This window comes from Mycetohabitans sp. B2, assembly GCF_021733735.1.
Taxonomy (GTDB): Bacteria; Pseudomonadota; Gammaproteobacteria; order Burkholderiales; family Burkholderiaceae; genus Mycetohabitans; species Mycetohabitans rhizoxinica.
Genome location: NZ_JAHKSP010000082.1, coordinates 16,087 through 39,077, shown reverse-complemented (window position 1 = coordinate 39,077; position 22,991 = coordinate 16,087). Strand labels below are relative to the sequence as shown.

Below are 22,991 nucleotides of genomic sequence, written 5' to 3'. Positions count from 1 at the left end.
ATGACCAGGCCCGAGACCGGCGGTGCTGCGTCCGGCCGGGGCAGGCTGCGGGTTCATTGCAGCGGTGATGGGGTGTCGGGGCGGGCCGCGTTCGAGTCGCGTTGCAGCCGTGGCAGTACGTCATTGCCGCCCAACCGCACGCCCAGTTCGTCAATCAACGATTCGTACGCGTGCTCGATGATTTCCAGCGTACTTTCACAGCGGTCCTCGTTGCGTCGCGCGCACGCCCTGGCGAGCCGGAATTCGAGCACCATCGCCTCCGAGGCGATGGTGTCGCAGGCGGCTACGCAAGCAGAAAAGGCTCCGGTGCCGTCGGTACCGTTCGCATTGGGTGCACCGAGCCATCGCAGGCAGCGGCCCAGTAGCTCGAAGTTTGCACCGAGTTGACGCAACGTGTTGAACGAATACGAATGGAAGTATGAGAGCGAGCGCGATGCGATGACTGCAGCGTCTTTGGCCAGCGCAGCCCGGAACGCGGCGATCGGGCTACTGGCGGGACGGCGCTTAAAGTGCCGCGCCAGCAATGAGAGCACGGCTTCATGCAGCGCCGGGCCGCGCAACGGCTCGAAGCGCCGCTTCGCGCATTCGACGTAGGGCACTAGCGACGCACTGGAGCCGATGCTGAACAGCCCACGATAGTCGTCGCCTGCGGCCCGATAATATCCGGCGTTATGGAAATAGCCGATTTCGCCGGCTTGCAAGTCGATCGCGTCGATGCCGATGGTCGTCTTCGTGTGCTCGCGGTGATAACTGAGGCCACGGGTGTCGGGCAAATGCCACGCGTCAACCTCAACCAGCATCACGTTGCCGCGCCGGACCTGCTGATCGATGTGGTACGGCAGTGGCTCGAAGATGGCGTGCTCTTGCACGACAATCCCGTACAGCCGCTCTAAGTCTTCCAACGGCACCTTGAAGAAGGTGAACTGATCTCCCTCAAAGTCCTGTGTGACGGTGAAGGGCAGCATGGCATGGGGCTCAAAGTCCCATTGCGACAACAGCTCGATCCATAGGTCAACGTAGCAATTGGTCTGCTTCCAGACCATGGTCGAGTTATGCAGCGCGTGCGGGCAATAGTTCGCCGGGTCGCGCGGCAACTTCATCGGCGATGCCAGCCGTGTGAGTGCGTCCGACACGGCCATTGGCGAGACGACGTCACTCATTAGCTTCTCCACAGCGCGTTGCGTACCGGTTCCGGCCAAGCCTGCACATCGAATCCGTGATGCTTGAACAGTCCGAGCGCGAGGCGTTCCATGCCGAAACCCACGCAACCGGTATGCGCGACGTCGGCATCGCTCGTCTTGATGCCCCACAGCAGGCCGAAGTGGTCCATGTGGTAATTGAAGCTCAGGCAGGCAGTGAGTCGGGTGTCACTCTCGATCGGCACCAGCATTTCGAATTTCAAGTTCTGCTCACGCTGGCTCGACGCGGCAATGCGGCCGCCGCGGCCAAAGAAGGGGTCGTTGGCCAGGTCGACTTCGTGCGGTAGCGCCAGCAGCGCCATCATCCGCTTGCCGCGCTCGATCCACTCGGTGCGAAATGCCAGGATCTGATTTGGCGTACCCAGGCGCACATACTCGCGCATGCGAAACAGTTGCATCCGGGTGGCGTCCAGCGACGGCTCGTGGCGGAAGCAATACGAAAACAGATCCAGCGTCCTGCCCTGCGGTGGCAGCGCGCCGCGCCGCGCGATGACCGGATAGGCGGGATAGCATGCCGCCGGTGTCATGACCACGTAGGTCGGCTTTTGAAATTCGGTCCAGTCCTCGCCCCGGTCCAGGCATTGCAGCACACGTTGATGCTCGTGCTCCGAGCCGCAAAAACTATGAACCGTCCCGGCGAGCTGCGGAAATCCCTTCAGGTATTCGCTGTGCTCAAAATCGGTCCGATTCATCGCGGGCGGAAAGCGCAGTACCTCGGCATGTTGATCGGCACCCAGGCGCGTAACCAATGCATTAATGGCCTCGATCACGTTCTCGAACACTTCGCTTCTGCCATACAGGCCTTGCACGCCCATCGGGATTAACAGGCCCGCGTTCACAAGTGCATCGCGTAGTGCGTTTACGCTGTGCCAGTCATCGATGTCGGCCGCGTGCGCCGGCGGGTTTTGCAACGTGACATCGACCATTATTCTCTCTCCAACGAAGCGGGCCGTTGCGCGAGCAATAGGCTGGCCGTATTGGCATCGATACGGTCGTTATTAATCATAAGAGGTGCAGAATACAGATCGCGAATGTGCCGGCTCAGCGTAAATGGCGTGCCGTTCTTGTACGCCGCCATGCCGCAGATCATCACCGCATGCATCACGACCTGTAGCGCGGTGATGGACACGTAAGTCTTGAGCGTGTTGATTTGAGCCGCGTCGGCCATTGTTTCGGACCACGAGCGCGTGGCCGAGGTGCCGGCGCGCGCGTGGACGTGCAGCGCGCTGTCGATGCGTCCCTGCATGGCTTGCAGCAGGCCGAGCGCTTCGGCGATTCGGCTACCGGCGGGCGATGTGCCGGTCGGCTTGTCTTGTGCCTGCGTGCGGAAGTAGCGATGCGCGCGGGAAAACGCGTCGCTGGCGATGCCGGTCCACAGCGACGACCACAGGATGTGAGAGGCCGGCACCATCGTGCGCTCAGCGATCTCGCCGAACGGTGCGGGGAAGACCTGTTCCTGGCGGCCGCGCGACTTGAGCACGAAGCCTTCGCTGCACGTGCCCCGCATGCCGAACGTATCCCATCCGCTGCGGCGAGTCAGGGTCGTGTCGTCTTTCAGGATCGTCACGAGCACTTGCTCCGCGGCCGGCGCGTCCGGCGAGCGCCGGGCGGTCGCCAGTATGGCATCGGCATAGGCGCCGTAAGAGATCGTTGGGGTGAGCTTGTGCAATGTGAACGCACCGTCGCCGTCGGGCTCGATCGCGCAGCGGCTGTTGCGCAGATTGCCGCCCACGCCATCTTCGGACGTCGCGGATGCCAGCAGCCACTCATGCTCGGCAACCTGCCGGAGAAATCCGCGATGCCACGGCACCGACATCGCGTGTTCCAATACGCAAATCACTTCGATCTGGTGCATCGCATAGATCATCGCGGCGGATGAACACGCGTGGCCGAGAATGCGGCATGCTGAAGCGACGGCCGCCAGCGACGCGCCCATGCCGCCCAACTCGACGGGCACCATCGCGCCGAGCAACCTATGCTCGCGCATGGCGTCGATGGCTTCGCTCGGGAACCTGGCTTCGCGGTCCACGGCATCGGCGAAACGCGCCGCGATCTGCGCTACCGCGGTCGCGGCTTTGTCTAACGCGTGCTCGTCGGCGTCTGGCGGGCGCGCGTCAAGTTCAGACAATGCAATGGTGTGCACCGGCTCACCACCGTTGGCGGATTGAATTGCGCTCATGCGGATTGCACGTCGCGCTGCAATTGCGAGACGGCCTCAGCCAGTGAATCGATGCTCTGGAACAGATGGCGATTCAGCATGCGGTCGGGAATTTCGATGTTGAAGTGTTTTTCGATCGCAAGCATCAATTGAATCGTGTTCAGCGACGACAAACCTGCTTCGTAGAGATCGTCACTGTCGGAAAGGCGATCAACGGATAATTCCAGATGAGCGACTTCCTGGATGATCTGTCTTAATTCATTTTTCATTGGATGCTCCGGTATCAATCATTTTCCGGCTCGGGTGGTTTAAATCCCGGCGGCGGCACTCCCCGTGCGCGAAGCTAGTAGACCAGTCCGACCCCGCGAGATCTGTGCGGCACCCGACAAAACGCTGGCGTCTCCACCAGCGCGAAGCGAGCGGGATGAATTACCCGGCCTGCCCGCCTGAAGGACCGGCGGCGCGATGCTGGAGCGGCTCGCGCGACAGCCGGCTGCGCAATGCGTTGCGCAGCGGCACGACGATCCGCTCCTGGAACACGACTGCTGCAATCACGGTGCCGATCAGGTAGGCTGGGTAAAGCGCCATCGACGGCACGACGTCGCGTGATGCTTTGACACATGCCGTGAACTGCTGCACGCATTGCAGCGGGTCCATGCCGATCGCGAGCAATTTTCCCAGCTTGGTGAAAATGAGAAACAACGGCAAATGAATGGCGAATAGCGACAGCGCTGCGTTGCCGAGCCGGGTGGCGAGCCGCGCGGCCGCTGCGGGCATTGTGACGTGAGCACACACTAGGATCAGTGCGGCCTGGGACGGCAGCAACGCGCCGTTATGGACGATGTACTGCCAGCCAAATCCGCCATGCTCGAGCGCCTTAACGCCGCCGATGAAGGACAGCGCGACGAAAGCGAGCGTGGCGGCGCGACGGGCGGGTGTCGCGCAGAGCCAGTCGACACTGCGCTCGCGGTACAGGCCGTAGAGCAGGATACCGGCGGCAAACTCGGGCAGGCGCACCAGCGGATTGGTATAGAGGAAGCCGACCGAGGCCGGTGCATACCAGTGCTGCATTGCGAATACCACGGGCAGCGTCAGATAGCCGAGCCACAACATGGCCCAGGCGAGTCCTGGCCGGCGCAGTGAAAGCAACCGGGGCGCAAGCCATGGAAAGCACGCGTAGAAGAACAGCAGCGCGGACAGTGACCAGGACGGCGGGTTGATGGCCTCGTATAGCGGTTGCCATGCTTGGAGCATCCATACCGTCGCGACGATGATTGCCAACGTGGTCATGCTGTCTAGGTACTCAAATCCGCCGGCTTGTCTGTCCAGTGTCATCAACGAAAAGCGGTTGAGCGGGTTGACACCTGCCACCCCGACCGTCAGGAACAGCGCCAGCGATATCCAGTGGACGGGATAGAGATTGGTCAATCGGTTGATGAAGAAGCGCTTGGCGCCGCCGCGCAGCACGCCCGGCTGCTGGCCCAGGTAAACGTGCGCGAGAATGAAGCCCGACAGCAGGAAGAAACTGCTGGTGGCGAATCCGCCCAGTCCCAGCCATGCGCGATAGGGCAACGCTGCGCCGTAACGGGTCACGTAGACGGTATGGTAGAGCGTCAAGTAGACGGCCAATAAGAACCGGAGCAGATCCAGTCCATCGAAGGTTTTTTTCATTCCGTTACCCCCGCGTGTCGCGGTTATGCAGTTACGTCCGACGTAGGCGAGCGACGACGTGATGCGTGGCGTGGCGGGCCGTCGTGGCCAGCATTGGACCGCCCACACCCGGCATGGCCGGGCGCGGGCGCCCATGATCGAGCCGCGTCGACGCAGCACAGCCGTCCGTGGGGGCAGCCGCAGCGGTCGCTGTCGTGTGCTCGCTGCGGCTGGGCCGTCGCTTGCGTCGCGTATGCTGTCTCGCTCGCGGCAACGCGTGCGCCGTGGGTGCGCACCGCCGGCGTCGCGCCGGGTGTAAACTCGAACGCGTACGCAATGCCATGCAATGACATCATCACGGCCAACAGGATGGCCAACGGACGAAACAGGTTACGCATGCTGGCAGCTTACGGGCTGGGCGGACTTCGGCCTGTGCGCCAAGCCACAATGCAGCATGCTACAACGCGCGTTGACCTGGACCCATGGCGAAGAATTCGCGATGCTTTTCCGTTCACAACTAAGGCCGAGGCGATGTAGCTCACGGACCGGGTGCGGGCCACGGCCGCTGCATCGACATTGCACGGGTCCAGTGGTGAAATCGCGTGTACCTTCAGCGTCGGTCTTGACGAGCGGTGCGATGCCGATACGCTGGCTACCCTAAAGGCCCGAGCCGACGCGGCGCTGTACCTGACCCAAGGCGATGGGTCGCAATCGCACGGTGACGGCCGTCTGTGATGAACAAGACGCTGATAGCGCGGGCCAGCTGTAGCGCAGCCTGCGCGTGCCGGCCGCCGGCGCCGCCGTTGGATCCGTGCCGGCCTGCTGTTACGCTTGAACGGGCGACGGCTCCCGTCGGCGCTGCGTATCGTGCGACTGCCGCATGCCGACGTCGCCGCGCAAGTGGGGCGGCGTTGCCGCACACGGGATTTTGTGAACGAATTGGTGGCGCAGTGCGTGGTAGCTGGCACCCGGATCGTCGAATGCGGCTTTCATCCGCTGCAATTCCTCGTCCCGATAGGCCTGCAGCGGCTTGCGCCGCTCGTCCATGCTTCGCACGCGCGCCTTAATGTTCAGATACGTCGAGAACCGTTCGTCTTGCGCGATCGTCTGGCAATGGCGCAACAGCAAAGCGTGATATTCAGTCCAATCCTCTGGTAGCACGTGGTCGACGAGGTTCATGTCCAGCGCTTCGTCTGCCACCACTGGCAAGCAGGCGTCAACCAGGGCCTTCGCCCGTGCGGCGCCGGTGCGACGCGGCAGTAGGTAAGTCCAGTACTCGGAGCCGTACAAGCCCATCGTTTGGTAGTGCGGATTGAGCACGACGCCGCGGCGAGCTAGCACGAAGTCGCATGCCAGCGGCATGATGGCGCCGCCGGCGCCGGCGTTGTTGCGCAGCGCAGCGATCGTGATCTTGCGTTCGGTCAGCAAGATAGTGCGCACCAAATCGTTTATCGCATTGATGTTGCGCCACGACTCGCCGGCTGGATCCGGCGAGGCCTCGATGCAATGCAAATGGATGCCGTTGCTCCAAAAATCGTTGCCTCCCATCAAGACGATCACGCGCACGTCGTGGCGCCGACTGAGCGCGTCAAGCGCATGAGTCAGGCGCGTGCATTGGCTGGTGCTCATCGCGCCGTTGTGGAAGTCGAATTCGACGTATGCTACCCGATGTTCGACGTGGATGCGAATATCTTCGACAGCAGGCGAATCCAGCTCGGGCAACTGCTCGAGCCAGGCTGCGCCATCGAACGCGGCGCGCAGCGCCAGCATCGACGGAAGCTTGATGTCGGAGCCTGGTCCGCGGCCCCCCGCCTTCATCTGCTTGATCCATACGGCACCGTCCCGCGTGGCGCGGCACACCGCGCCGTGCCGCTGACCCAGCCACGCACCCGGCGTAGCCTCATGTGCGATGCCTGTATCTGCCACCGCACCGAACAGATACACCGGCTGGCCATGGATCTCGTCACGCACGCCGGGGAAGCCGTCGGCCGCATGAATGCGGTTGACGATCGTATCAGTGTCATCTGTGCTCCAATCGATGCGGCGTGCATCCTGTCGCATCAGCACGTGGGGACGGCCCTTGACCGACGGGCGAGCGTAGTCTTGCGCACGCGCACGGAACCGAGGATCTGCGAAATCGGCCAATGCCTGCCGAATGAGCTTCACCGCGCCGGGTATGACATCACGTCGATAGATGCTGCCTTTGCTGGCCCTGCGCATCGCAAACTGGTGCGTTCCCCACACATCGCCACCGTCCATTTCGGCGTTGGCTTGCAGCAGGGTAACGCCCCATTCGGATTGCTGGTGGGTAATCGCCCAATCCAACGCGGACGGCCCCCGATCGCCCTCGATTCCCGGATGGACGACCAGGCACGGCCAGGCGCGCCATACCGTGTCGGGAATGCGATGCTTTAGGAATGGGCAGATGATCAAGTCCGGATCGACCTGTTTGGCGCGAGCCAGCATCGTGTCCGGGTCCGGCGACAATTCAATGCAGACGCGATGCTCCAGTGTAACGAGTTCGCGATGAACACGCTGGACCATGCCGTTATAGGCTGAGGCAAACAGCAGAATATCCAAGCGCCCCCCAGATAGTGTTGCGATATCGAGCAATCAGAAAACGCGAATACAGCGTGCAGCGTAGCAATCCCACCTCGCGCGACGACGGGGATGCCGAAAAAAGCAACTGGGATGCGAAGTGATGGGCGTTGAAACAGCGCTATGTGGCGCCTGAGCAAAGAAAATTCGCTTTCGGAACTATCGACCGGCAATGCTGGATGCCAGGAAAAATATGCCGGGCCGCTCCCGACCGAACTGCCTCAGCATTAGAGGCACAGGCTGCGGGATAGGTACACCATGCCGGCTACCGTGATGTCGCGGTAAATTAGTCAGTATTGTCTGATGAGTTAGCAATCCAAAACACACTAATCCATTTTGTACTATACCAATAAAAACGGTGTGCGTGACTTCATTGGTTCATATATTTCGCCCGAATCGTTATATAAGCAACGATTGTTTCTTTATTGATCTTTACTTGGCGCTTCGCGCATGATACGTTTCGCGCCTCATACTTTCAATTGCATTACATGCAGTTCAACCAGCAAATGAGTTGACGTGCACGCCGGTGCCGAGGCAGCGCTATTGCTCCGCGTCTAACATTTAATCGAAGACCATCGGTCTTTTTTAAAGGTTATCCGATTCGTCGGAGGGCTGCTGTTATCCACTTAAAATGGTGACCATCATGAAAATGGAATTAAATAAATGTCTTCGTCGGTTGATTAAGCCGAGCCGAGCTTGCTCCAGCGCAATGGCGATTGCTGTGGCGCTGTCTATGACTGCGTGTGGTGGTGGGGGAGGCGAGTCTGGTGTCGGCGACGCCATAGGTGGCGGTCAGCCCGATACGCGGACCGCGACCGCCCTTCATGCTTCGGTGCTGTCCAAGAAGCCGGTTTCGGTGCCGTCCGAAAGGTCGCTTTCGATGCCCGTCGCGGCGTATCATCAAATGCAGCACGGTGATGAAACATTAGATTTAGCGGCAACCGCCGGCATGGTCCCTATCGAGGGCGCACCCGACGATGCCCAGATCGTCTATGTAGCCTATACCCAACGCGATGTGGAGCCCTCGTCCCGCCCCATCACATTCTTTTTCGGTGACAGCGTTCGAGATGATCCGCTGCGTTCCACCGGCTATCTGTTGCTGGCATCGGTCGGTCCTATCGTCGGAGAGCTTTCGGGCCAAGGAAACTGGGATCGATATGACAACCTCTCTACGTTGCTTGACGTGTCCGATCTGGTTTTTGTCCATCCTACCCAATCGGGCTGTCATGGCGATTTTTGGGGCAACCTTCAGGCGGGGAGGGCGGCCATGCATTTCATCGATACCTATCTGGATACGAATCAGAGGCGTGGCTCGCCCGTGTACCTGGTCACTCACGGTGCACGCGTGGCCGATCATGCGATCGATTTATTGAAGACAAGGCCTCACGGGTTCGCCGGCATGGCGTTTATCTCGCCGACCTTGGGGTCGGATGGGCGTGCCGAACATCGGGAGCCGCCTGTGGAGATATCCTGGGAATTAGGCGTGCAATGGCTTATACACCTGGATGACGATCTTGGTTTTGACGTCGCGCGTCATTTGCCTGCCGAGTTCGATCGTCTGACGCGGTCGCCGTACAGCGGCGCTGACGATGTCCGGCGGTGCGCCAATGAGCCGTTTTGGGTTCAGCGCAGTGAGGCATCGCCATGGTCGGCTAATCGACTGGTCGAAGCGGTGCCGGCAGGCGACGCGCCTCGTCTGTTCATCGCATACGGTTCGGACGTCCAGAAGCAGGCGTTTTCGTCTGAACTCAGTCGCCTGAATGCGCCTCCCGCGCTTGCCAATCGGATCAAGGTGGAAAGCTATCGCGGTTTTCCGGAGGGCGATTCACGGCGCGACTTGTTTTACCTGGACGACGTATCGCGGATGCGACTCCGGATAGGCCTCCGGTGGCTTTATGCGTCGCGCGACGATGCGGCCGTTGACGGTTTGTCACACAACGAGAAGCCAAGTCGGATGACCGAACGATCCGGTGCATGGCTGCAAGAGCGCGATGGCGGCCTGGAGCTGGGCATGATGGAGGACACAACGCGCGACCCTCTGGCGGACAGCGTGTCCGAACAGTACGAGGAGAGCGGGATATCGACGCCGAGCCAGTTGAACCGCGATTGGATCGATCAGCTAAGCAGTCCGTTTGCGGAAGATCTGTCAGAGGACGAGTGCCTAGAACGAGCGTGCAAGTTGTCCTTTGCACTGCTGCAGGAAGCTGAAAATTGTCTGCAGATGGACGCGACGGGCCATCTTACAAGACGCCATTCGATCGACAATGTTTTCGCGCAGGACGACGGCGCGTCCAATTTGCCGCGGGCCAGCGTATCGGAGTCGACGGCATCCAATCACGGCGATGCGCGCAGACGGGGCTCGAGGCTGACGCCGATCCGCGTCGTGCCAGAACTCGCCGCGCAGCGTTGGCATAACCTACCGACGCCGCCGGCCTCGCCCGAGAAATAACCGCCCAACGGTGCGCGTAGGCAGCGTGTGCGAGAACGCACACGCTGCCATACAGCGATGACCTGACGATACAATGTCATCTATTGGCCGGTACTCGAACGGCAGACCCAAGTGTTTCAGCGTGATGGCGATGCGGCGAACGGAAGGTGAATCCAGCACGCCGAGCGGTTACATCTGACGCGCCGGTTATCGGTTTTGTATCGCGCGATGATGGCAGCGGGCCACTCCAATTCGACACTTTGTTGTCGGCTGCCATTGGATTTCGCGGTCACGGCATGAGACAGGCAAGCAGGGCTGCGCTCGCCTGCTTGGTGAGGTGGTTGCGTTGAATAAAGTCCATTGTCTCCATCACGGCATCCTCCCGCTGGCCTTTGCCCAGCATGTTGATCACGCCGTCGCGCCGTGCCGCCTCCAGCACTTTCAGCGCATCGACGCCGTCCGTGCCACCGCCATCGAGCAAACGCAGCGCACGCTGCCAAATCTGCCACGACAGTGTGCCGTGCAGCCGGGGCGTGGTTTCGATCAGCTGGTGGACCGCTTGTATGCGCACCGGGGGTGACGCGCGCAACAGCGTGGACTCCAGCGTCGATAGCTCGTGGGCGTGCCGCGCCGTGGGCAGGGTGGCTAGCCCCAGCAGCAGTGGTTGCAGTGCGATCATCAACTGGTCGGAGGGCAGCCTCAACGCCAACTGCTGCATGTCTGCGTAGCGAAACGGGCGTTGTGCATCGGACAGTTCGCTCACGGCTGCGGCCAATGCGCCGACTGGCGCGCCTTGAAGCGAGGGTGGCAGGCGCCGTGTCCAGTCCTGCAATATTCCGTATTCCGTTGACACGTCGAGGGCCGCGCCGTGGTTGCCGTCTCGCAATGCGGACAGTTGCTTCGCTAACACGGCGATGAGTTCGGCCTGTTGTGTCTGGCCAAGCGAGGGCAGGCGGCCCAATAGCGCTTGATACCGCGCCGCGAATTGCGATGGCCACAATGGCAGGCACGACAGCGTCGAGGCAAGCGACGCCCACAGGCTCTGATGGCCGTTCCGATGTTGCTCGGCAATCGCCTGCGCGAAGTCGAATAATTCCACGCGCTGCTGCGGTGCGTATTGGACAATCGATATGATCATGGCTTGTTGGACGACATGGCCATGTCCAGGGATTCCGTCTGCCGCGCGGAACAGACGCTTGAAGGCCTCCGGCTGTTCGGCGGCCGGCAGCCGTGGCAGCCGGTACCAGAGTGCCACGATGGAGTCCAGGCGCAGGCTGGGCTCGAACTGGATATCTTGCGTTTGGTCGAGCAACTGTTGCAGCGACGCGAGATCCACGACCGTGTCGATTTGTTGGCAGCTGTGCCACGCCAGTCGTCGTTCGCGCAGTATCCGATAGGAGCGTTGGTTCAGCGCGGAAAGCTGCGCGATATCGTCGTATGACAGGTGCGACGCGATTTGCTGGATTACCTCCGGCGGCAGGTCGTCATAGGTGGTTCGGCTTGCTGGCGCGGGCAATGCAGTGCTACAAACGACGTGGTCGGTGCGCGCGGGCCGCGGGGGCGCGGCAGCGGCTTGGACGGAGTATCGGCCGTCGGTTGCATAAACGGCGGACTTGACGGCATTCAAAGCGTCGTTGATGTCGAGATCCATCGGCGGGTCAGTTGGTTGCGATCCACGTTGGGTGAAAGCAATGGGTCAGATTGTATGCCAACAATGTACGGGGACAGGACAGATTTTTTCTTATTGCGTATCAATCTAGCCATGTTACGGTCTACTGATTACATTCTCGGTGTGGGCTGCGCGTGTTCGTGCCCTGGCTTGTGTGCTTACGACCGCGTGTCGTCGCGCACGAACACGCGCAGGCGCTCATGTGTATCGCCTTGGCGTGCGCCTTGCCACACGCGCTTCCAGCCTTCGTAGCCTGCGTCCGGCATCAACATATCATCCTGCACGATCAGCCAGCGGCAGGCGCTCGATGCAGCCGCGTCGGGCGGCACCGGCCGATGCACGATGCCGGTCACGTATTCGAGCATCGGTGCTTGCGATTCGCCAAGGCCGACGCTGACCATGCAGTCGCCGCTGCGCCAGTCGGCATGAAGCGACGTGGCCAGTTGCTCGAATACCGGCGTATAGCTCTTTGCGCGGTCCAGCCACGGCAGCAGCAACGTGAAGACAAGCCCCCAGGCGAGCGTCACGCCGGCGCACCAGACAAATGGCGCTTGGGCGGGTCCGAGCCGTCGTGCATATCGGCACGCGGCGAACCAGGCGACGCACAACGCAATGGCTATCGCCACCGCTGGCGGCTGGAACGGAACCACGTAGTCCAGCGGTAGCCACTTTTGCAACCATCGGGCGGCGCCGTGTGCGGCGATCGGCCGCATCATCACCGCCCAAACGAACCAGGCCAACGCGCCGAACGCGGTAAATAGCACGAGGCTCAGCGTGCTCCATCCGCGTCGCAACGCGGCGGGCAATTGTGCCACGCCATCCGCGCCGAGCACGGCGAGTGGAGCCACGAACGGTAGCAGATACAGTACCCGTGCGGTCGCCGATAGACTCAGCAGTCCGATGCCGAACACGCAGAAAATCAGCGCAATGCTGGTCGCCGGTTCGGTGATCTTGCGCCAGCCGCCACGCGCGAGCGCGTACAGGGCCAGCGGACCGCTCGGAATCGCGCCGATCAGCAGCGCGCGCAGCACCACCGCATGATCGTTATCGGAGCCCAGCCGATCCACCGAGAAACCCAGAAAGCGGCCCACGTTGTTGTCCCAGAACCAAGCGACGAACAGCTCAGGCGAGCGATGGGCGAGCAGTGCTGGCCAGATGAGAAAAAACGGCATGCTTAGCCCCACCGCGGCCACGACCGCCGCGACGTAGCGGCGCGAGCGGCACGCGGGCGTGAGCGCCGGTAATACAGCCGCGGTCAGCGCTAGCACCCCGGGAATGAACAGTCCCTTGGTCATCTGCGCGATGCCAGTGCCGATGCCGAACCATGCCACGTCGGCGAACGCTGCGCCGTGATCGGCTTGCATGCGCAGCGCGATCCGGTACAAGCCGTACAGTGCGCAGACGGTCCCGGTCACCAGTGCGACGTCCGTGAATAAGTCGTGTGCGTGCTTGACCATGATTAGGGTGCCGCTGAACAGCGACAGTGTGATGAGCGTCGCTTGCCATGGATCGCGGCACTCAGGCGCGGCCGCGCCGCCGGTATGACCGTTGTCGCGCGCGCGCAGGCGGCTCCACGCCGCCAACACCAGCAGCGTGACGGCGCCGCACAGTACCGTCGTGAGCCGGGCGCCGTCATGCAGCGGCAGCCATCGCGACAGGCTCCCGGCTACCAGCGCCGCGACCCAGTAGTACAGCGGCGGCTTTTCCATGAACGGCTGCCCGGCGTTGAGGGGGACGATCCAGTCCTTGCCGTGCAGAAACGATTGAATCATGCCGAACGAATAGGTTTCGTCTTGCTTCCACGGCGCGTGGCCAAGTATGCCGGGCAGCAGGTACAGCAGGGCGGCGAGTACGATAAGCACAGTGCGGCGCAGCGCGAGGGCGCGCGCGGCCCATGGGCCGGTGGCCGACAGCGCATCCGGCGTTGGCGCGCCTGGAGGCGTGCCGGGAGCCGCCTGCTGCGGCGGGCGAATTGGCTTGGACTTCATACAGCGTTGTGAGATGGTACTGCCCGTTTCGACGGCCAGGTTGACCGGCGGGAGCGACGAGCATACAGCAAGTCGCCCTGTCGGTTTGTCGAATTGCGAATCGCACGCCTGGTCGTCGCGGCTTGGGCGTTCGGCACCAGGCATCGCCGGTCTTCGTGCTGCGGCACGGGGCAGGCTCGACTATAGTGTCGATCATGAGGATCACAATCATTCAACTCATCCAGGCACTGGCGGCGTTGCTGTTGTATTTTGCACCGTCGATCGTGGCTGACCGGCGCAAGCGGCCGGACACGTTGATGCTGGCTCTGTTCAATGTCTGCCTGGGGTGGACGGTTCTCGGATGGCTGCTTGCGCTGCACTGGGCGCTTGGGCCGGTCGCGCGTGCGCTCGATGCCGGCGAGTTGACGGTGCGGCGGCGCACTTTGACCATGCGCATGTTGTCGAACAGCTTGACGCAGCGCGCTCGGCGCACGGATGCGCGCGACGCGCAACGGGAAGCGGATATTAAGGCGGCGCGGGCACGGGCGCGACGCGGTGAATTCTAAAAAGCCGGCGCGCTGGCCGCATGGTGCGGTTTTACGTTGGCGATGTTCGGTTGGCGGTCAAGCGCTATGGACAGATGCGCGGACCGAGAGCTGGCTTCGGCACCGTCGCCGGCTGCCTGCTGCGTGGGCGGTTGCTGCGACGCGAGCCCCTGCAGGATGCGGCGCATCCACATGGCGTCGTGCACGCTGGTGCAGCGCTTGTGACGTTGGCTGCGGGGCTTAGTCCAGGCCGTCGAGCATTGCGCTGAGCATTTCGTCGAACGCCTGTTGGGCGTCTTCCAGCTCCTGCAGTGCCGCGTCAAAGGTAGTCAGCGCGAAGCCCGATGGGCGGCCGTCGCCCTCGGGCGGGAATTGTTTTTGCAGCGCGGCGAATGCACTTTGCACGCCAAGGGTCGCGGTCACCACGCGCTGCATGGCACGCGTTTCCGCGGCGCGGATCTGTTCTACCGACATGGTGTGCATCCTGAATGGTTGGGACAAAAGGGATACTATCAGGGCTTATGCGTCGTTTCGTCGTTCTATGCTGGATCTATTTGATGACGTTCCGAAACCGGACATAGACTGGTATCCGAATTGCCTCACGCCTGCCGTGGCGGCGCACTCGCTGCGCCAGCTCACGCACGAGGTCGCGTGGCGACAGGACTGGATCAACACGCCGCGCGGCCGCATTCCGCTGCCGCGGTTGACCGCTTGGCAGGGCGATCCCGACGCTGTCTATGTATATTCCGGCATTAGGAACGTGCCGGCACGATGGACGCCCACGGTGCTGGTGCTGCGTCGAATCGTGGAGCGTGTGGCCGCCACGCGATTCAATAGCGTATTGCTCAATCGCTACCGTCACGGCAAGGATGGCATGGGTTGGCACGCCGATGACGAAGCGTCGCTGGGCCAGCAGCCTATCATTGGATCACTCAGTCTCGGAGCGGCGCGCACCTTCGAGTTGCGTCATAACGCTACCGGAGCCGTGCATGCGCTCAGACTCACCAGCGGCAGCTTACTCGTGATGCGAGGCCGCACGCAGGCTGAATGGAAGCACCGCGTGCCGAAAACTGCCGCACTGGTTGCTGAACGGCTCAATTTGACCTTCCGTTGGGTTGAGCCTACGCAGCGCACGGCGGCCGGGCGAGCGTGAACGCGGCGCCGGCGCCCATAATACCTATTTCGGACTGCGTGGCGACGAGGACTGGGGCACTGGCCTGCATGCCATCTTTAAGTTGGAGAGCGGCTTCAACTTGAATAATGGGCAATATAGCGAAAGCGGTTCGATCTTCAATCGGCAAGCTTATGTTGGGCTACGGAATGATCAGTATGGCGCGTTGACCCTGGGACGCCAATACGACTCGGTGGTCGATTATTTGGCGCCGCTGTCCGCGGCGGGCTCCGGATATGGCAACAATCTCGCTGGCCATCCGTTCGACAACGACAACCTCGACAACACGTTCTCGATCAAGAATGCGGTCAAGTACACAAGCCCGAACTACTACGGCGTGTAGTTCGGCGGCCTGTATGGATTCAGCAACGCAGCCGGCCAGTTCTCGAATAACCGCACATGGTGCATATGCCGGGCCGACGCTTGTATCCAGGCCGCAGCGCTTCGCGGACTCAGCGCGCCCGGGCGCGCTACATGCTTCTGCGCAGTCCGCCCAGTCCTTTGGACTGCATTATGAATCGAAAGGAGAATGACAAGTGAATCGAGACACCGTGGATCAGGCGGCAGCCACCGTGCATTCGGGTGCGCGTCGAGCCTGGCTGCAAAAGACGTTGGCGTGCGTCGCGGCAGGTCTGGTCGGATCGCCGCTGCTGCGCGCTGCCGCGCAGGGCAATGACGCATTGCTCGATGCATTCATGACCGTGTCCCGCGCATTGACGGGCAAGGCGACGCTGCCTCGCGACGTAGGCGGGCGCCTGGCTGAAGCGCTACAGAAAAAAACGCCGGACCTGGCGCAGCGCGTGCAGCAGCTCGCCGGTGCGTTGGCCTCGGGTAAGCTGAACGATGCACAGACGGCGCTGGCGCTGCGCATCCTGCAGGCATGGTACGTCGGCGAGGTCGACGGTATGGTCGTCATCTACGAGCAGGCACTGATGTTCGCCGTCGTGTCCGACATGCTCGTAATTCGCACTTACTGTCCGAACAAACCCGGCTTCTGGGCAAGCAAACCGATCGAGAGGCAAAGCTGACCATGGCCGATACCCAACAAGCCGACGTCGTGGTGGTCGGATCTGGCGTCGCGGGTGCAATCGTTGCACACCAACTCGCGCTCGCCGGCAAGTCCGTGATCCTGCTCGAGGCAGGCCCGCGTATGCCGCGCTGGCAGATCGTTGAGCGGTTTCGCAACCAGCCGAACAAGATGAATTTCACGGCGCCGTATCCGTCCAGCCGATGGGCGCCGCACCCGGAATACGACGCGCCGAACAACTACCTGATCTTCAAGGGCGAGCATCAATTCAAATCCCAGTATATCCGCGCGGTGGGGGGGACGACCTGGCACTGGGCGGCATCGACGTGGCGCTTCCTGCCGAACGATTTCAAGTTGCACAGCGTCTATGGCGTCGCGCGTGACTGGCCGATCACCTATGACGATCTCGAACACTACTACTATCGCGCTGAACAGGTGCTAGGCGTTTCGGGGCCGAATCATGAGGATCTTGGCTCCCCGCGCAAGCAGCCGTATCCGATGGCGCCGCTGCCGTTGTCGTATAACGAACAGACGGTCAAGGACGCATTGAATCGGTACGATGCCGCGTTACATGTGGTGACCGAACCGGTGGCACGCAACAGCCGACCCTACGATGGTCGCCCAACGTGTTGCGGCAACAACAATTGCATGCCGATTTGCCCGATTGGCGCGATGTACAACGGCATCGTGCACGTCGAGAAGGCGCAGCGAGCAGGGGCGAAGCTGATCGACTGCGCGGTGGCGTATCGGCTGGATGTCGATGCGCAAAGGCGCATTGCCGCGGTGCGCTACAGGGATCCGCAAGGCGGCGAGCACCGCGTGCAGGCGAAATACTTCGTGCTGGCGGCCAACGGCATCGAGACGCCTAAGCTGATGCTGATGTCTACGAGCCAGGACTTTCCGCATGGTGTGGGCAATAGCTCAGACATGGTGGGGCGCAACCTGATGGACCACCCCGGCACCGGTGTGTCGTTCTACGCGAGCGAGGAACTGTGGCCGGGACGTGGGCCACAAGAGATGACGTCGCTAATCGGTTTTCGTGATGGGGCGTTCCGCGCCCGCCAGGCAGCCAAGAAGATTCACCTGTCGAATTTGTCGCGAATCGACCAGGAAACGACGCGTATTTTTGCTCAAAACAAGTTGCTCAAGCCCGAAGAACTGGATGCGCAGATCCGCGATCGATCGGCGCGCTACGTGCAGTTTGACTGCTTCCATGAGATCTTGCCGCAGCCGGCCAATCGCATCGTGCCTAGCACGACCCAGACCGACGCGCTGGGCATACCACGCCCGGAGATCACTTATAAGATCGATGACTACGTGATACGCGGCGCCGCGCATACGAGGCAGGTCTACGCGAGCCTTGCCAAGGTGCTGGGTGGCACTGACGTAGTGTTTCGGGACGACTTTGCGCCGAACAACCATATCACCGGCTCGACCGTGATGGGCAGCGACCCCCGCGACTCTGTCGTCGATAAGGACTGCCGCACGTTTGATCACCCGAACCTGTTCATTGCAGGCAGCAGCACGATGCCAACGGTGGGTACCGTAAATGTGACGCTGACGATCGCGGCGCTGGCGCTGCGTATCGCAGACCAACTCAAGACGGAGGTTTGACGTGCCAACACGTGTGCATTCGATGTTGCTGGCGGTGCTGCTTGGCCTGGCCGGCGTTGTCTGGGCTCAATCGGCTGCCCCGGATGCTGCGTTGGTGAAGCAGGGCGAATATCTGGCGGTAGCGGGTGATTGCATGGCATGCCATACCGCACCCCAGGGCAAGCCGTTCGCCGGCGGCTTGCCGCTTAAGATGCCGTTGCTTGGCACGATCTACTCAACCAATATCACACCGGATAAGGAGACGGGCATTGGCGCATGGTCGCTGCAAGATTTTGAGCGCGCGGTGCGTCACGGCGTGTCCAAGGACGGGCACAATCTCTATCCGGCGATGCCGTATGTATCGTATGCCAAACTCACCGATGCGGACATTGGCGCGCTTTACGCTTATTTCCAGCATGGGGTCGAGCCGGTCCGACAGCCGCAGCGCGCCGCCGATATCCGTTGGCCGCTGAACATGCGTTGGCCGCTGAAGATCTGGAATGCGATCTTCCTAAAAAACGGTCCGTACCAGCCCAAGGCTGGCCGGGATGCACAATGGAATCGCGGTGCCTATCTGGTGCAAGGATTAGCCCATTGCGGCACATGCCATACGCCGCGTGGCTTTGCGTTGCAGGAACTGGCGCTGGACGAGACCGGCCAGCGTTTTCTGGGCGGCGCAGTGCTCGCCGGTTGGCAGGGTTATAACATTACCTCTGATCCTGACAGTGGCATCGGCAGGTGGTCGACGCAGCAGATCGTGCAGTACTTGCGCACCGGCAGCGTACCCGGGCTCGCGCAGGCTGCCGGACCCATGGCCGAGGCGGTGCAGCACAGCTTCTCGCATATGACCGACGCGGACCTGACTGCAATCGCGACGTACCTGCACACGGTGCCGGCCGTGCGCGGTGATGCGCGGCGGGCCCGCCACGGATGGGGCAGTCCTGCGCGTGACGTGACCGCACTGCGCGGCGTTGCGCCCGATGCCGTGCGCGATCCCGCGCGCCTCTATCTTGGCAATTGCGCGACGTGTCATCACGCAAGCGGGCAGGGCACGCCGGATGGCTACTATCCGCCACTGCTGCATAACTCGACCGTGGGCGCGACGAATCCGACCAATCTGATCCAGGTAATCTTGCATGGCGTGCAACGCAACGCGGCCGGCAACGAGGTGAGCATGCCGGGATTTGCACAAGACCTGACGAATGCGCAGATCGCTGCGTTGGTGAACTACGTCACGCGACAGTTTGGCAATCCGGCCGTATCGGTCACCGAATGCGACGTCGCGAAGCTGCGCTAGCGGGTCGCATAGAACACCGCGATCACGAAAAACACGGCGAGCGTCTTGATGACGGTGACCGCGAAGATGTCGCGGTAAGATTCGCGGTGAGTCAGCCCGGTGATGGTTAGCAGCGTGATCACCGCGCCGTTGTGCGGCAGCGTGTCCATGCCGCCGCTGGCCATCGACACGACCCGGTGCAGCACGTCTAGCGGAATCTGGGCAGCCTGTGCGGCCTCCACGAACGTGTCGGACATCGCCGCCAGCGCGATGCTCATGCCGCCGGAGGCCGTGCCGGTGATGCCGGCGAGCGAGGACACCGAGATTGCGGCGTTGATCAGTGGATCAGGAATGCGTCCGAGCATGTCACTGACGACCACGAAACCGGGGAGGATTGCAATCACGGCGCCAAACCCGTATTCCGATGCGGTATTGAGCGAAGCCAACAACGCGCCGCTGACCGCGGCCTTGCTGCCGGCGATGAATCGCCGTGACACGCGCCCGAACGCGGTGGTGACGACCAGCAAGATGCCGAGCAGTATCGCCCCCTCGACGGCCCAGACCGCGACCACGCTCTTGAGCGGTGTATTCAGTGGTGCGGCGATGCCCGGGAAGACCTCGGCGCTGACGGTGTGCTCGGCGCCGTACCATTGTGGAAGCAGTTCGGTTAGCGCGAAGTTGGCCACCCCCACGAGCACCAGCGGCGCGATGGCCAGCGCCGGGTGGGGCAGATTCGCCAACTCGACGTGCTCCGGTTCGTTGACCAGCGACGTGCCGTAGCCTTCGCCACGTTTAAGGGCGGCGCGCCGGCGCCATTCGAGATAGGCCAGCCCCACGACCAGGATGAACGCTGCGCCAACCATACTCAGCGCCGGCGCAGCCCAGGCGGTGGTTTTGAAGAAGGTGGTCGGGATGATGTTTGGGAGCTGCGGCGTACCGGGCAATGCATCCATCGTAAACGAAAACGCGCCTAGCGCGATCGCGCCGGGTATCAGCCGCTTTGGGATGTTGCTTTGCCGGTATAGCTCGGCGGCGAATGGATACACGGCGAACACCACCACGAACAGCGACACGCCGCCGTAGGTGAGCAGCGCGCAGACGGCGACGATGACGGCGTTGGCACGCGAGCGGCCGATATACTGGATAGCTACGGCTACGATCGACTCGGAGAAGCCAGATAGCTCGATGACTTTGCCGAACACGGCACCGAGCAGGAACACGGGGAAGTAGAGTTTGATGAAGCCGACCAGTTTCTCCATGAAGATGCCGGAGAATACCGGGGCGACGGCGCTCGGATCGGTGAGCAGTACCGCGCCCAAAGCGGCCACGGGGGCGAACAGGATCACGCTGTAGCCGCGGTAGGCGGCAAACATCAGAAACGTTAATGCGGCGATTACGATCAAAAACGACATATCGACTCCAATCGGCACCATGCAGCGCAGTCGCCTGCAATGGTGTGTACCGATGTCCTGGCTAATTGAGCGGGATGCAGCCACGCCAGATGATGCCGGGTAACAGGATGCACCGGGCACGGCAAGACGGATGCGATACGGGTTTCGTCGGGCGCCGCTCTTCTTGCACGCGCGCTGCTAGAACAGATGAACATCGATATCGATTACGCCTTGCTCCGGCGGTAATCGTCACAGGCATTGACGCACCAGATCGTCGCGGACGATTTGCTCGGGCAGGCAGCCTCTCTCGTAGCCGGAAAAGGACAGTCGGCAAACTTTATCCAGATTAGATGACGATGCAACCATTCGGGTCAGCCAGATTTTTCTGGTCGCGGAACACTGTGAGCGACGATAGGCTGCCGCCAATCTGGTCACGGGTAAAAGGCACGAAGTTTTTCCCGAGCAGATTTTGCGTTGTCAAGGGCGACTGTTTGAACAGTCGATGATGGGGGCACAGAACACTGCGTAAGGTTGGCCCGCCATTCCAGGTTGCGGTGACGGTCGGCAGTTTCGGTCGCCTCGGCACAGCGCTTGGGCGGGCAGCGTTGCCTACCTTGATCGGGCAAGATCGGTATCGGCCGGCGGAAGCCGTGCCGATTGCTGGTAAAGTTTCGAGTCTTTGTTTGACGAAGTAGCGAGGTGGATGTGGCAGTTTTGCAGATTTCCCGGCATAGGCGGCCAATCGTGGCCGCAACGATCGCCGTTGCGGCATTGGCATGGCTTGGCGCGTGCGCGCCGGTCGCCGGCCCGAGTGACGCGGGTCCCACCGACGCGGCGTCGCTGAGGGCCGGGTTTAGGCACGGCGGGCAGCCATCCTCCGCTGCCTCAGCGACGGCGCCGACTCTCGCGGCGGCATCCGGCACCGAAGCCGCGTCGTCGAATGCCGCAAAAGGACAGCATGGCCTGGCACGGGATATTGTGGTAGGTGGCGATTTGGGCTATCACGTCACGTTGAAAATGACTCCCCCGGCGCAGGTGTGCGATGCCGATGCGTTCGTCGATGGTGTGAGAACAGGGTATATCACCACGTGGAACGGCCTGGTTGCCGCCTCTGGCGGCGCGCCCGGCAACGGCGCAATGCACCGGCCGGTGTTCGATCCGGCGCCCGTCGCGCCGTCCGAGGAGCGTTACCGATTACAGTGGAAAGGCGGCCCTGAGCCGGCCAATGCATGTGCGGCGTACGGCTACCAGATTGGCAAGGTCATGGGCACCCGCCAAGCGTATATCGACGCGCGTGGCGCTTCCTGATCGCGGCGCGCGCGGCGATTGCCTAGCGTGCATAAGACTAGCGTCGCAGGGGCTGCTTTAGCGCGCCGCCGCTGAACTCTCATCGTCAACGATGGCCAACGATGCGGTTCCAGCCGTGCCGGATCGACGCCTTCAGCCGGTGCCATCCGTCGCTCGCAAGGGCAACCCGTGATGCACCGCGCGTGGCGCCTGCGTTGCCGGCCTGTGCGGATGGGCGATTCAATGGCCGGCGACAGTGGCCCGCCAGCGGGTCGGTGAGCCCCAGTTCATCGGTCAAAGAGCGGGCGACGTTGTGGTCGTCGTCCTTGTCCGGATCGTGTGGCGGCGTGGGTTCGGCACAGGAGGCATCCGGGCGCGCGGTGCGGCCTGTGCGTACATCATCATTTTGTGGTGGGGTGATGTGGCTATCGACGCACCGTGCGCCGGCGGACAGCAACGTGTCTCGCGCCACCGGCACCTGCAGGTGCGCGTAGACGTCGACACTGACTAGCGCTGATCCGTCACGCGATGCTTGCCGATACCGGGCAGCCTGGGATGGAAAGCGTCGGTGGCGAAACACAGCAGCAAGCCAGTGCTCGATCGACTCCCACGAGAGATGGCCTGGCAACTCTTTAGCGCCTGCCGGTGTCTCGGCATCATGCGCCATCGGCGCCGACAGTTTGGTGCCGAGAGGCGATGGCGTATCGTGCGCAGTGTGCGCGGCAGCGGTCCCATTGCGTGGCGCAGTGGGGGCCGGCTCGGCGTGCGTCGCCATTTCGGCCTGCTCCTGATTCTCGCTGAGGGGGCGCGCGCTGCGGCTCGCGTCATGGATTTTGATGTCCGGATGGGGGAAGCCGGCTTCGGCTAATGCGTGTTCGGCCCGCATGGCATCGTTGCGGTTGTCGAACACGCCGATCAATGTGTATTTCATTTCACTACTCCATTGGGCGGATGTTCGCTTACGCAAGGAGGGCGCAATTTTTAGGCCCAGGAAACGCTATTGCGCATAATGAAATATTGAGTTGTTTTACC

19 protein-coding genes and 2 pseudogenes are annotated in these 22,991 nt (G+C 62.0%); 8 read left to right on the top strand and 13 right to left on the bottom strand.

What is annotated here, in order from left to right; all coding sequences use genetic code 11:
- Nucleotides 1-53 precede the first annotated feature (53 nt).
- The 6 genes from KPG66_RS16260 to KPG66_RS16235 form a co-directional block, all read right to left on the bottom strand.
- Complete coding sequence (locus tag KPG66_RS16260) at nt 54-1,100, bottom strand: DUF1839 family protein (protein WP_237071583.1); 1,047 nt, start codon at nt 1,098-1,100, stop codon at nt 54-56.
- A 59-nt stretch (nt 1,101-1,159) separates the two neighbouring features.
- Complete coding sequence (locus KPG66_RS16255; RefSeq protein WP_237071495.1) at nt 1,160-2,125, bottom strand: amino acid--[acyl-carrier-protein] ligase; 966 nt, start codon at nt 2,123-2,125, stop codon at nt 1,160-1,162.
- Complete coding sequence (locus tag KPG66_RS16250; protein ID WP_237071494.1) at nt 2,125-3,378, bottom strand: acyl-CoA dehydrogenase family protein; 1,254 nt, start codon at nt 3,376-3,378, stop codon at nt 2,125-2,127. The genes KPG66_RS16255 and KPG66_RS16250 overlap by 1 nt, the downstream gene beginning before the upstream one ends.
- Nucleotides 3,375-3,626 (bottom strand): acyl carrier protein, encoded by a 252-nt coding sequence (locus KPG66_RS16245; RefSeq protein ID WP_041754897.1) that lies wholly within the window; start codon nt 3,624-3,626, stop codon nt 3,375-3,377. The genes KPG66_RS16250 and KPG66_RS16245 overlap by 4 nt, the downstream gene beginning before the upstream one ends.
- Before the next feature lie 160 nt (nt 3,627-3,786).
- Nucleotides 3,787-5,028: an acyltransferase family protein gene (locus KPG66_RS16240; protein ID WP_041754896.1), complete on the bottom strand. Its 1,242-nt coding sequence runs from the start codon at nt 5,026-5,028 to the stop codon at nt 3,787-3,789.
- Between the two features lie 804 nt (nt 5,029-5,832).
- Complete coding sequence (locus KPG66_RS16235; protein WP_049786558.1) at nt 5,833-7,587, bottom strand: hydrogenase maturation protein; 1,755 nt, start codon at nt 7,585-7,587, stop codon at nt 5,833-5,835.
- Between the two features lie 727 nt (nt 7,588-8,314).
- Between KPG66_RS16235 and KPG66_RS16230 the strand changes: the two genes are divergently transcribed.
- On the top strand, nt 8,315-10,054 hold the full coding sequence (locus KPG66_RS16230) for an acetoin dehydrogenase E1 component beta-subunit (RefSeq protein WP_237071493.1): 1,740 nt from the start codon (nt 8,315-8,317) through the stop codon (nt 10,052-10,054).
- Here KPG66_RS16230 and KPG66_RS18130 read toward each other — a convergent pair.
- From KPG66_RS18130 to KPG66_RS16215, 3 genes are all read right to left on the bottom strand, one after another.
- Nucleotides 10,022-10,213 carry a glutathione S-transferase N-terminal domain-containing protein gene (locus KPG66_RS18130; RefSeq protein ID WP_232509387.1) on the bottom strand — a complete coding sequence of 64 codons (192 nt, stop codon included), beginning with the start codon at nt 10,211-10,213 and terminating at the stop codon, nt 10,022-10,024. The genes KPG66_RS16230 and KPG66_RS18130 overlap by 33 nt on opposite strands.
- Nucleotides 10,214-10,322: 109 nt before the next feature.
- Nucleotides 10,323-11,684, bottom strand: coding sequence for an F-box protein (locus KPG66_RS16220; protein WP_237071491.1), 1,362 nt, complete (start codon nt 11,682-11,684; stop codon nt 10,323-10,325).
- Nucleotides 11,685-11,860: 176 nt separating this feature from the next.
- Entirely contained in the window at nt 11,861-13,690 is a 1,830-nt protein-coding gene (locus tag KPG66_RS16215) for an ArnT family glycosyltransferase (RefSeq protein ID WP_237071490.1), read from the bottom strand.
- Nucleotides 13,691-13,884: 194 nt separating this feature from the next.
- Between KPG66_RS16215 and KPG66_RS16210 the strand changes: the two genes are divergently transcribed.
- Entirely contained in the window at nt 13,885-14,235 is a 351-nt protein-coding gene (locus KPG66_RS16210; protein ID WP_049786584.1) for a superinfection immunity protein, read from the top strand.
- Nucleotides 14,236-14,454: 219 nt separating this feature from the next.
- Here KPG66_RS16210 and KPG66_RS16205 read toward each other — a convergent pair whose 3' ends face one another.
- Nucleotides 14,455-14,688 (bottom strand): hypothetical protein, encoded by a 234-nt coding sequence (locus tag KPG66_RS16205; RefSeq protein WP_041755063.1) that lies wholly within the window; start codon nt 14,686-14,688, stop codon nt 14,455-14,457.
- Nucleotides 14,689-14,755: 67 nt separating this feature from the next.
- Here KPG66_RS16205 and KPG66_RS16200 point away from each other — a divergent pair, with 67 nt between their 5' ends.
- The 5 genes and pseudogenes from KPG66_RS16200 (at nt 14,756) to KPG66_RS16180 (ending at nt 19,302) form a co-directional block, all read left to right on the top strand.
- A complete protein-coding gene (locus KPG66_RS16200; protein ID WP_041754893.1) occupies nt 14,756-15,367 on the top strand; it encodes an alpha-ketoglutarate-dependent dioxygenase AlkB family protein in 612 nt (203 codons plus the stop codon).
- Nucleotides 15,368-15,377: 10 nt separating this feature from the next.
- Nucleotides 15,378-15,788, top strand: a pseudogene (locus KPG66_RS16195) (porin); the annotation flags it as partial.
- 133 nt (nt 15,789-15,921) lie between these two features.
- A complete protein-coding gene (locus KPG66_RS16190) occupies nt 15,922-16,413 on the top strand; it encodes a sorbitol dehydrogenase family protein (protein ID WP_237071488.1) in 492 nt (163 codons plus the stop codon).
- 2 nt (nt 16,414-16,415) lie between these two features.
- Nucleotides 16,416-18,026 carry a GMC family oxidoreductase gene (locus KPG66_RS16185; RefSeq protein ID WP_237071487.1) on the top strand — a complete coding sequence of 537 codons (1,611 nt, stop codon included), beginning with the start codon at nt 16,416-16,418 and terminating at the stop codon, nt 18,024-18,026.
- 22 nt (nt 18,027-18,048) lie between these two features.
- Nucleotides 18,049-19,302, top strand: a complete 1,254-nt coding sequence (locus tag KPG66_RS16180) for a cytochrome c (RefSeq protein WP_237071582.1) — start codon at nt 18,049-18,051, stop codon at nt 19,300-19,302.
- On the opposite strand, the gene KPG66_RS16175 is transcribed toward KPG66_RS16180, so the two are convergent.
- Nucleotides 19,299-20,693, bottom strand: a complete 1,395-nt coding sequence (locus KPG66_RS16175; RefSeq protein WP_237071486.1) for a GntP family permease — start codon at nt 20,691-20,693, stop codon at nt 19,299-19,301. The genes KPG66_RS16180 and KPG66_RS16175 overlap by 4 nt on opposite strands.
- Nucleotides 20,694-20,924: 231 nt before the next feature.
- Nucleotides 20,925-21,206, bottom strand: a pseudogene (locus KPG66_RS16170) (LysR family transcriptional regulator); the annotation flags it as partial.
- 210 nt (nt 21,207-21,416) lie between these two features.
- On the opposite strand from KPG66_RS16170, the gene KPG66_RS16165 reads away from it, so the two are divergent.
- The gene (locus KPG66_RS16165) at nt 21,417-21,980 is read left to right on the top strand and encodes a hypothetical protein (RefSeq protein ID WP_237071484.1); all 564 of its coding nucleotides are present in this window, start codon (nt 21,417-21,419) and stop codon (nt 21,978-21,980) included.
- Nucleotides 21,981-22,065: 85 nt separating this feature from the next.
- Here the strand turns inward: KPG66_RS16165 and KPG66_RS16160 are convergent, their stop codons facing one another.
- On the bottom strand, nt 22,066-22,890 hold the full coding sequence (locus tag KPG66_RS16160; protein WP_237071483.1) for a hypothetical protein: 825 nt from the start codon (nt 22,888-22,890) through the stop codon (nt 22,066-22,068).
- Between the last annotated feature and the right edge of the window lie 101 nt (nt 22,891-22,991).

Excerpts from the sequence above, each read along its gene's own strand:
- KPG66_RS16185 (WP_237071487.1), top strand. The coding sequence starts at position 16,416 with ATGGCCGATACCCAACAAGCCGACGTCGTGGTGGTCGGATCTGGCGTC.
- KPG66_RS16200 (WP_041754893.1), top strand. The coding sequence starts at position 14,756 with ATGCTGGATCTATTTGATGACGTTCCGAAACCGGACATAGACTGGTAT.
- KPG66_RS16160 (WP_237071483.1), bottom strand. The coding sequence starts at position 22,890 with ATGAAATACACATTGATCGGCGTGTTCGACAACCGCAACGATGCCATG.
- KPG66_RS16175 (WP_237071486.1), bottom strand. The coding sequence starts at position 20,693 with ATGTCGTTTTTGATCGTAATCGCCGCATTAACGTTTCTGATGTTTGCC.
- KPG66_RS16255 (WP_237071495.1), bottom strand. The coding sequence starts at position 2,125 with ATGGTCGATGTCACGTTGCAAAACCCGCCGGCGCACGCGGCCGACATC.
- KPG66_RS16250 (WP_237071494.1), bottom strand. The coding sequence starts at position 3,378 with ATGAGCGCAATTCAATCCGCCAACGGTGGTGAGCCGGTGCACACCATT.
- KPG66_RS16240 (WP_041754896.1), bottom strand. The coding sequence starts at position 5,028 with ATGAAAAAAACCTTCGATGGACTGGATCTGCTCCGGTTCTTATTGGCC.
- KPG66_RS16180 (WP_237071582.1), top strand. The coding sequence starts at position 18,049 with ATGTTGCTGGCGGTGCTGCTTGGCCTGGCCGGCGTTGTCTGGGCTCAA.
- KPG66_RS16260 (WP_237071583.1), bottom strand. The coding sequence starts at position 1,100 with ATGAAGTTGCCGCGCGACCCGGCGAACTATTGCCCGCACGCGCTGCAT.
- KPG66_RS16210 (WP_049786584.1), top strand. The coding sequence starts at position 13,885 with ATGAGGATCACAATCATTCAACTCATCCAGGCACTGGCGGCGTTGCTG.
- KPG66_RS16230 (WP_237071493.1), top strand. The coding sequence starts at position 8,315 with ATGGCGATTGCTGTGGCGCTGTCTATGACTGCGTGTGGTGGTGGGGGA.
- KPG66_RS16205 (WP_041755063.1), bottom strand. The coding sequence starts at position 14,688 with ATGTCGGTAGAACAGATCCGCGCCGCGGAAACGCGTGCCATGCAGCGC.
- KPG66_RS16215 (WP_237071490.1), bottom strand. The coding sequence starts at position 13,690 with ATGAAGTCCAAGCCAATTCGCCCGCCGCAGCAGGCGGCTCCCGGCACG.
- KPG66_RS16245 (WP_041754897.1), bottom strand. The coding sequence starts at position 3,626 with ATGAAAAATGAATTAAGACAGATCATCCAGGAAGTCGCTCATCTGGAA.
- KPG66_RS16220 (WP_237071491.1), bottom strand. The coding sequence starts at position 11,684 with ATGGATCTCGACATCAACGACGCTTTGAATGCCGTCAAGTCCGCCGTT.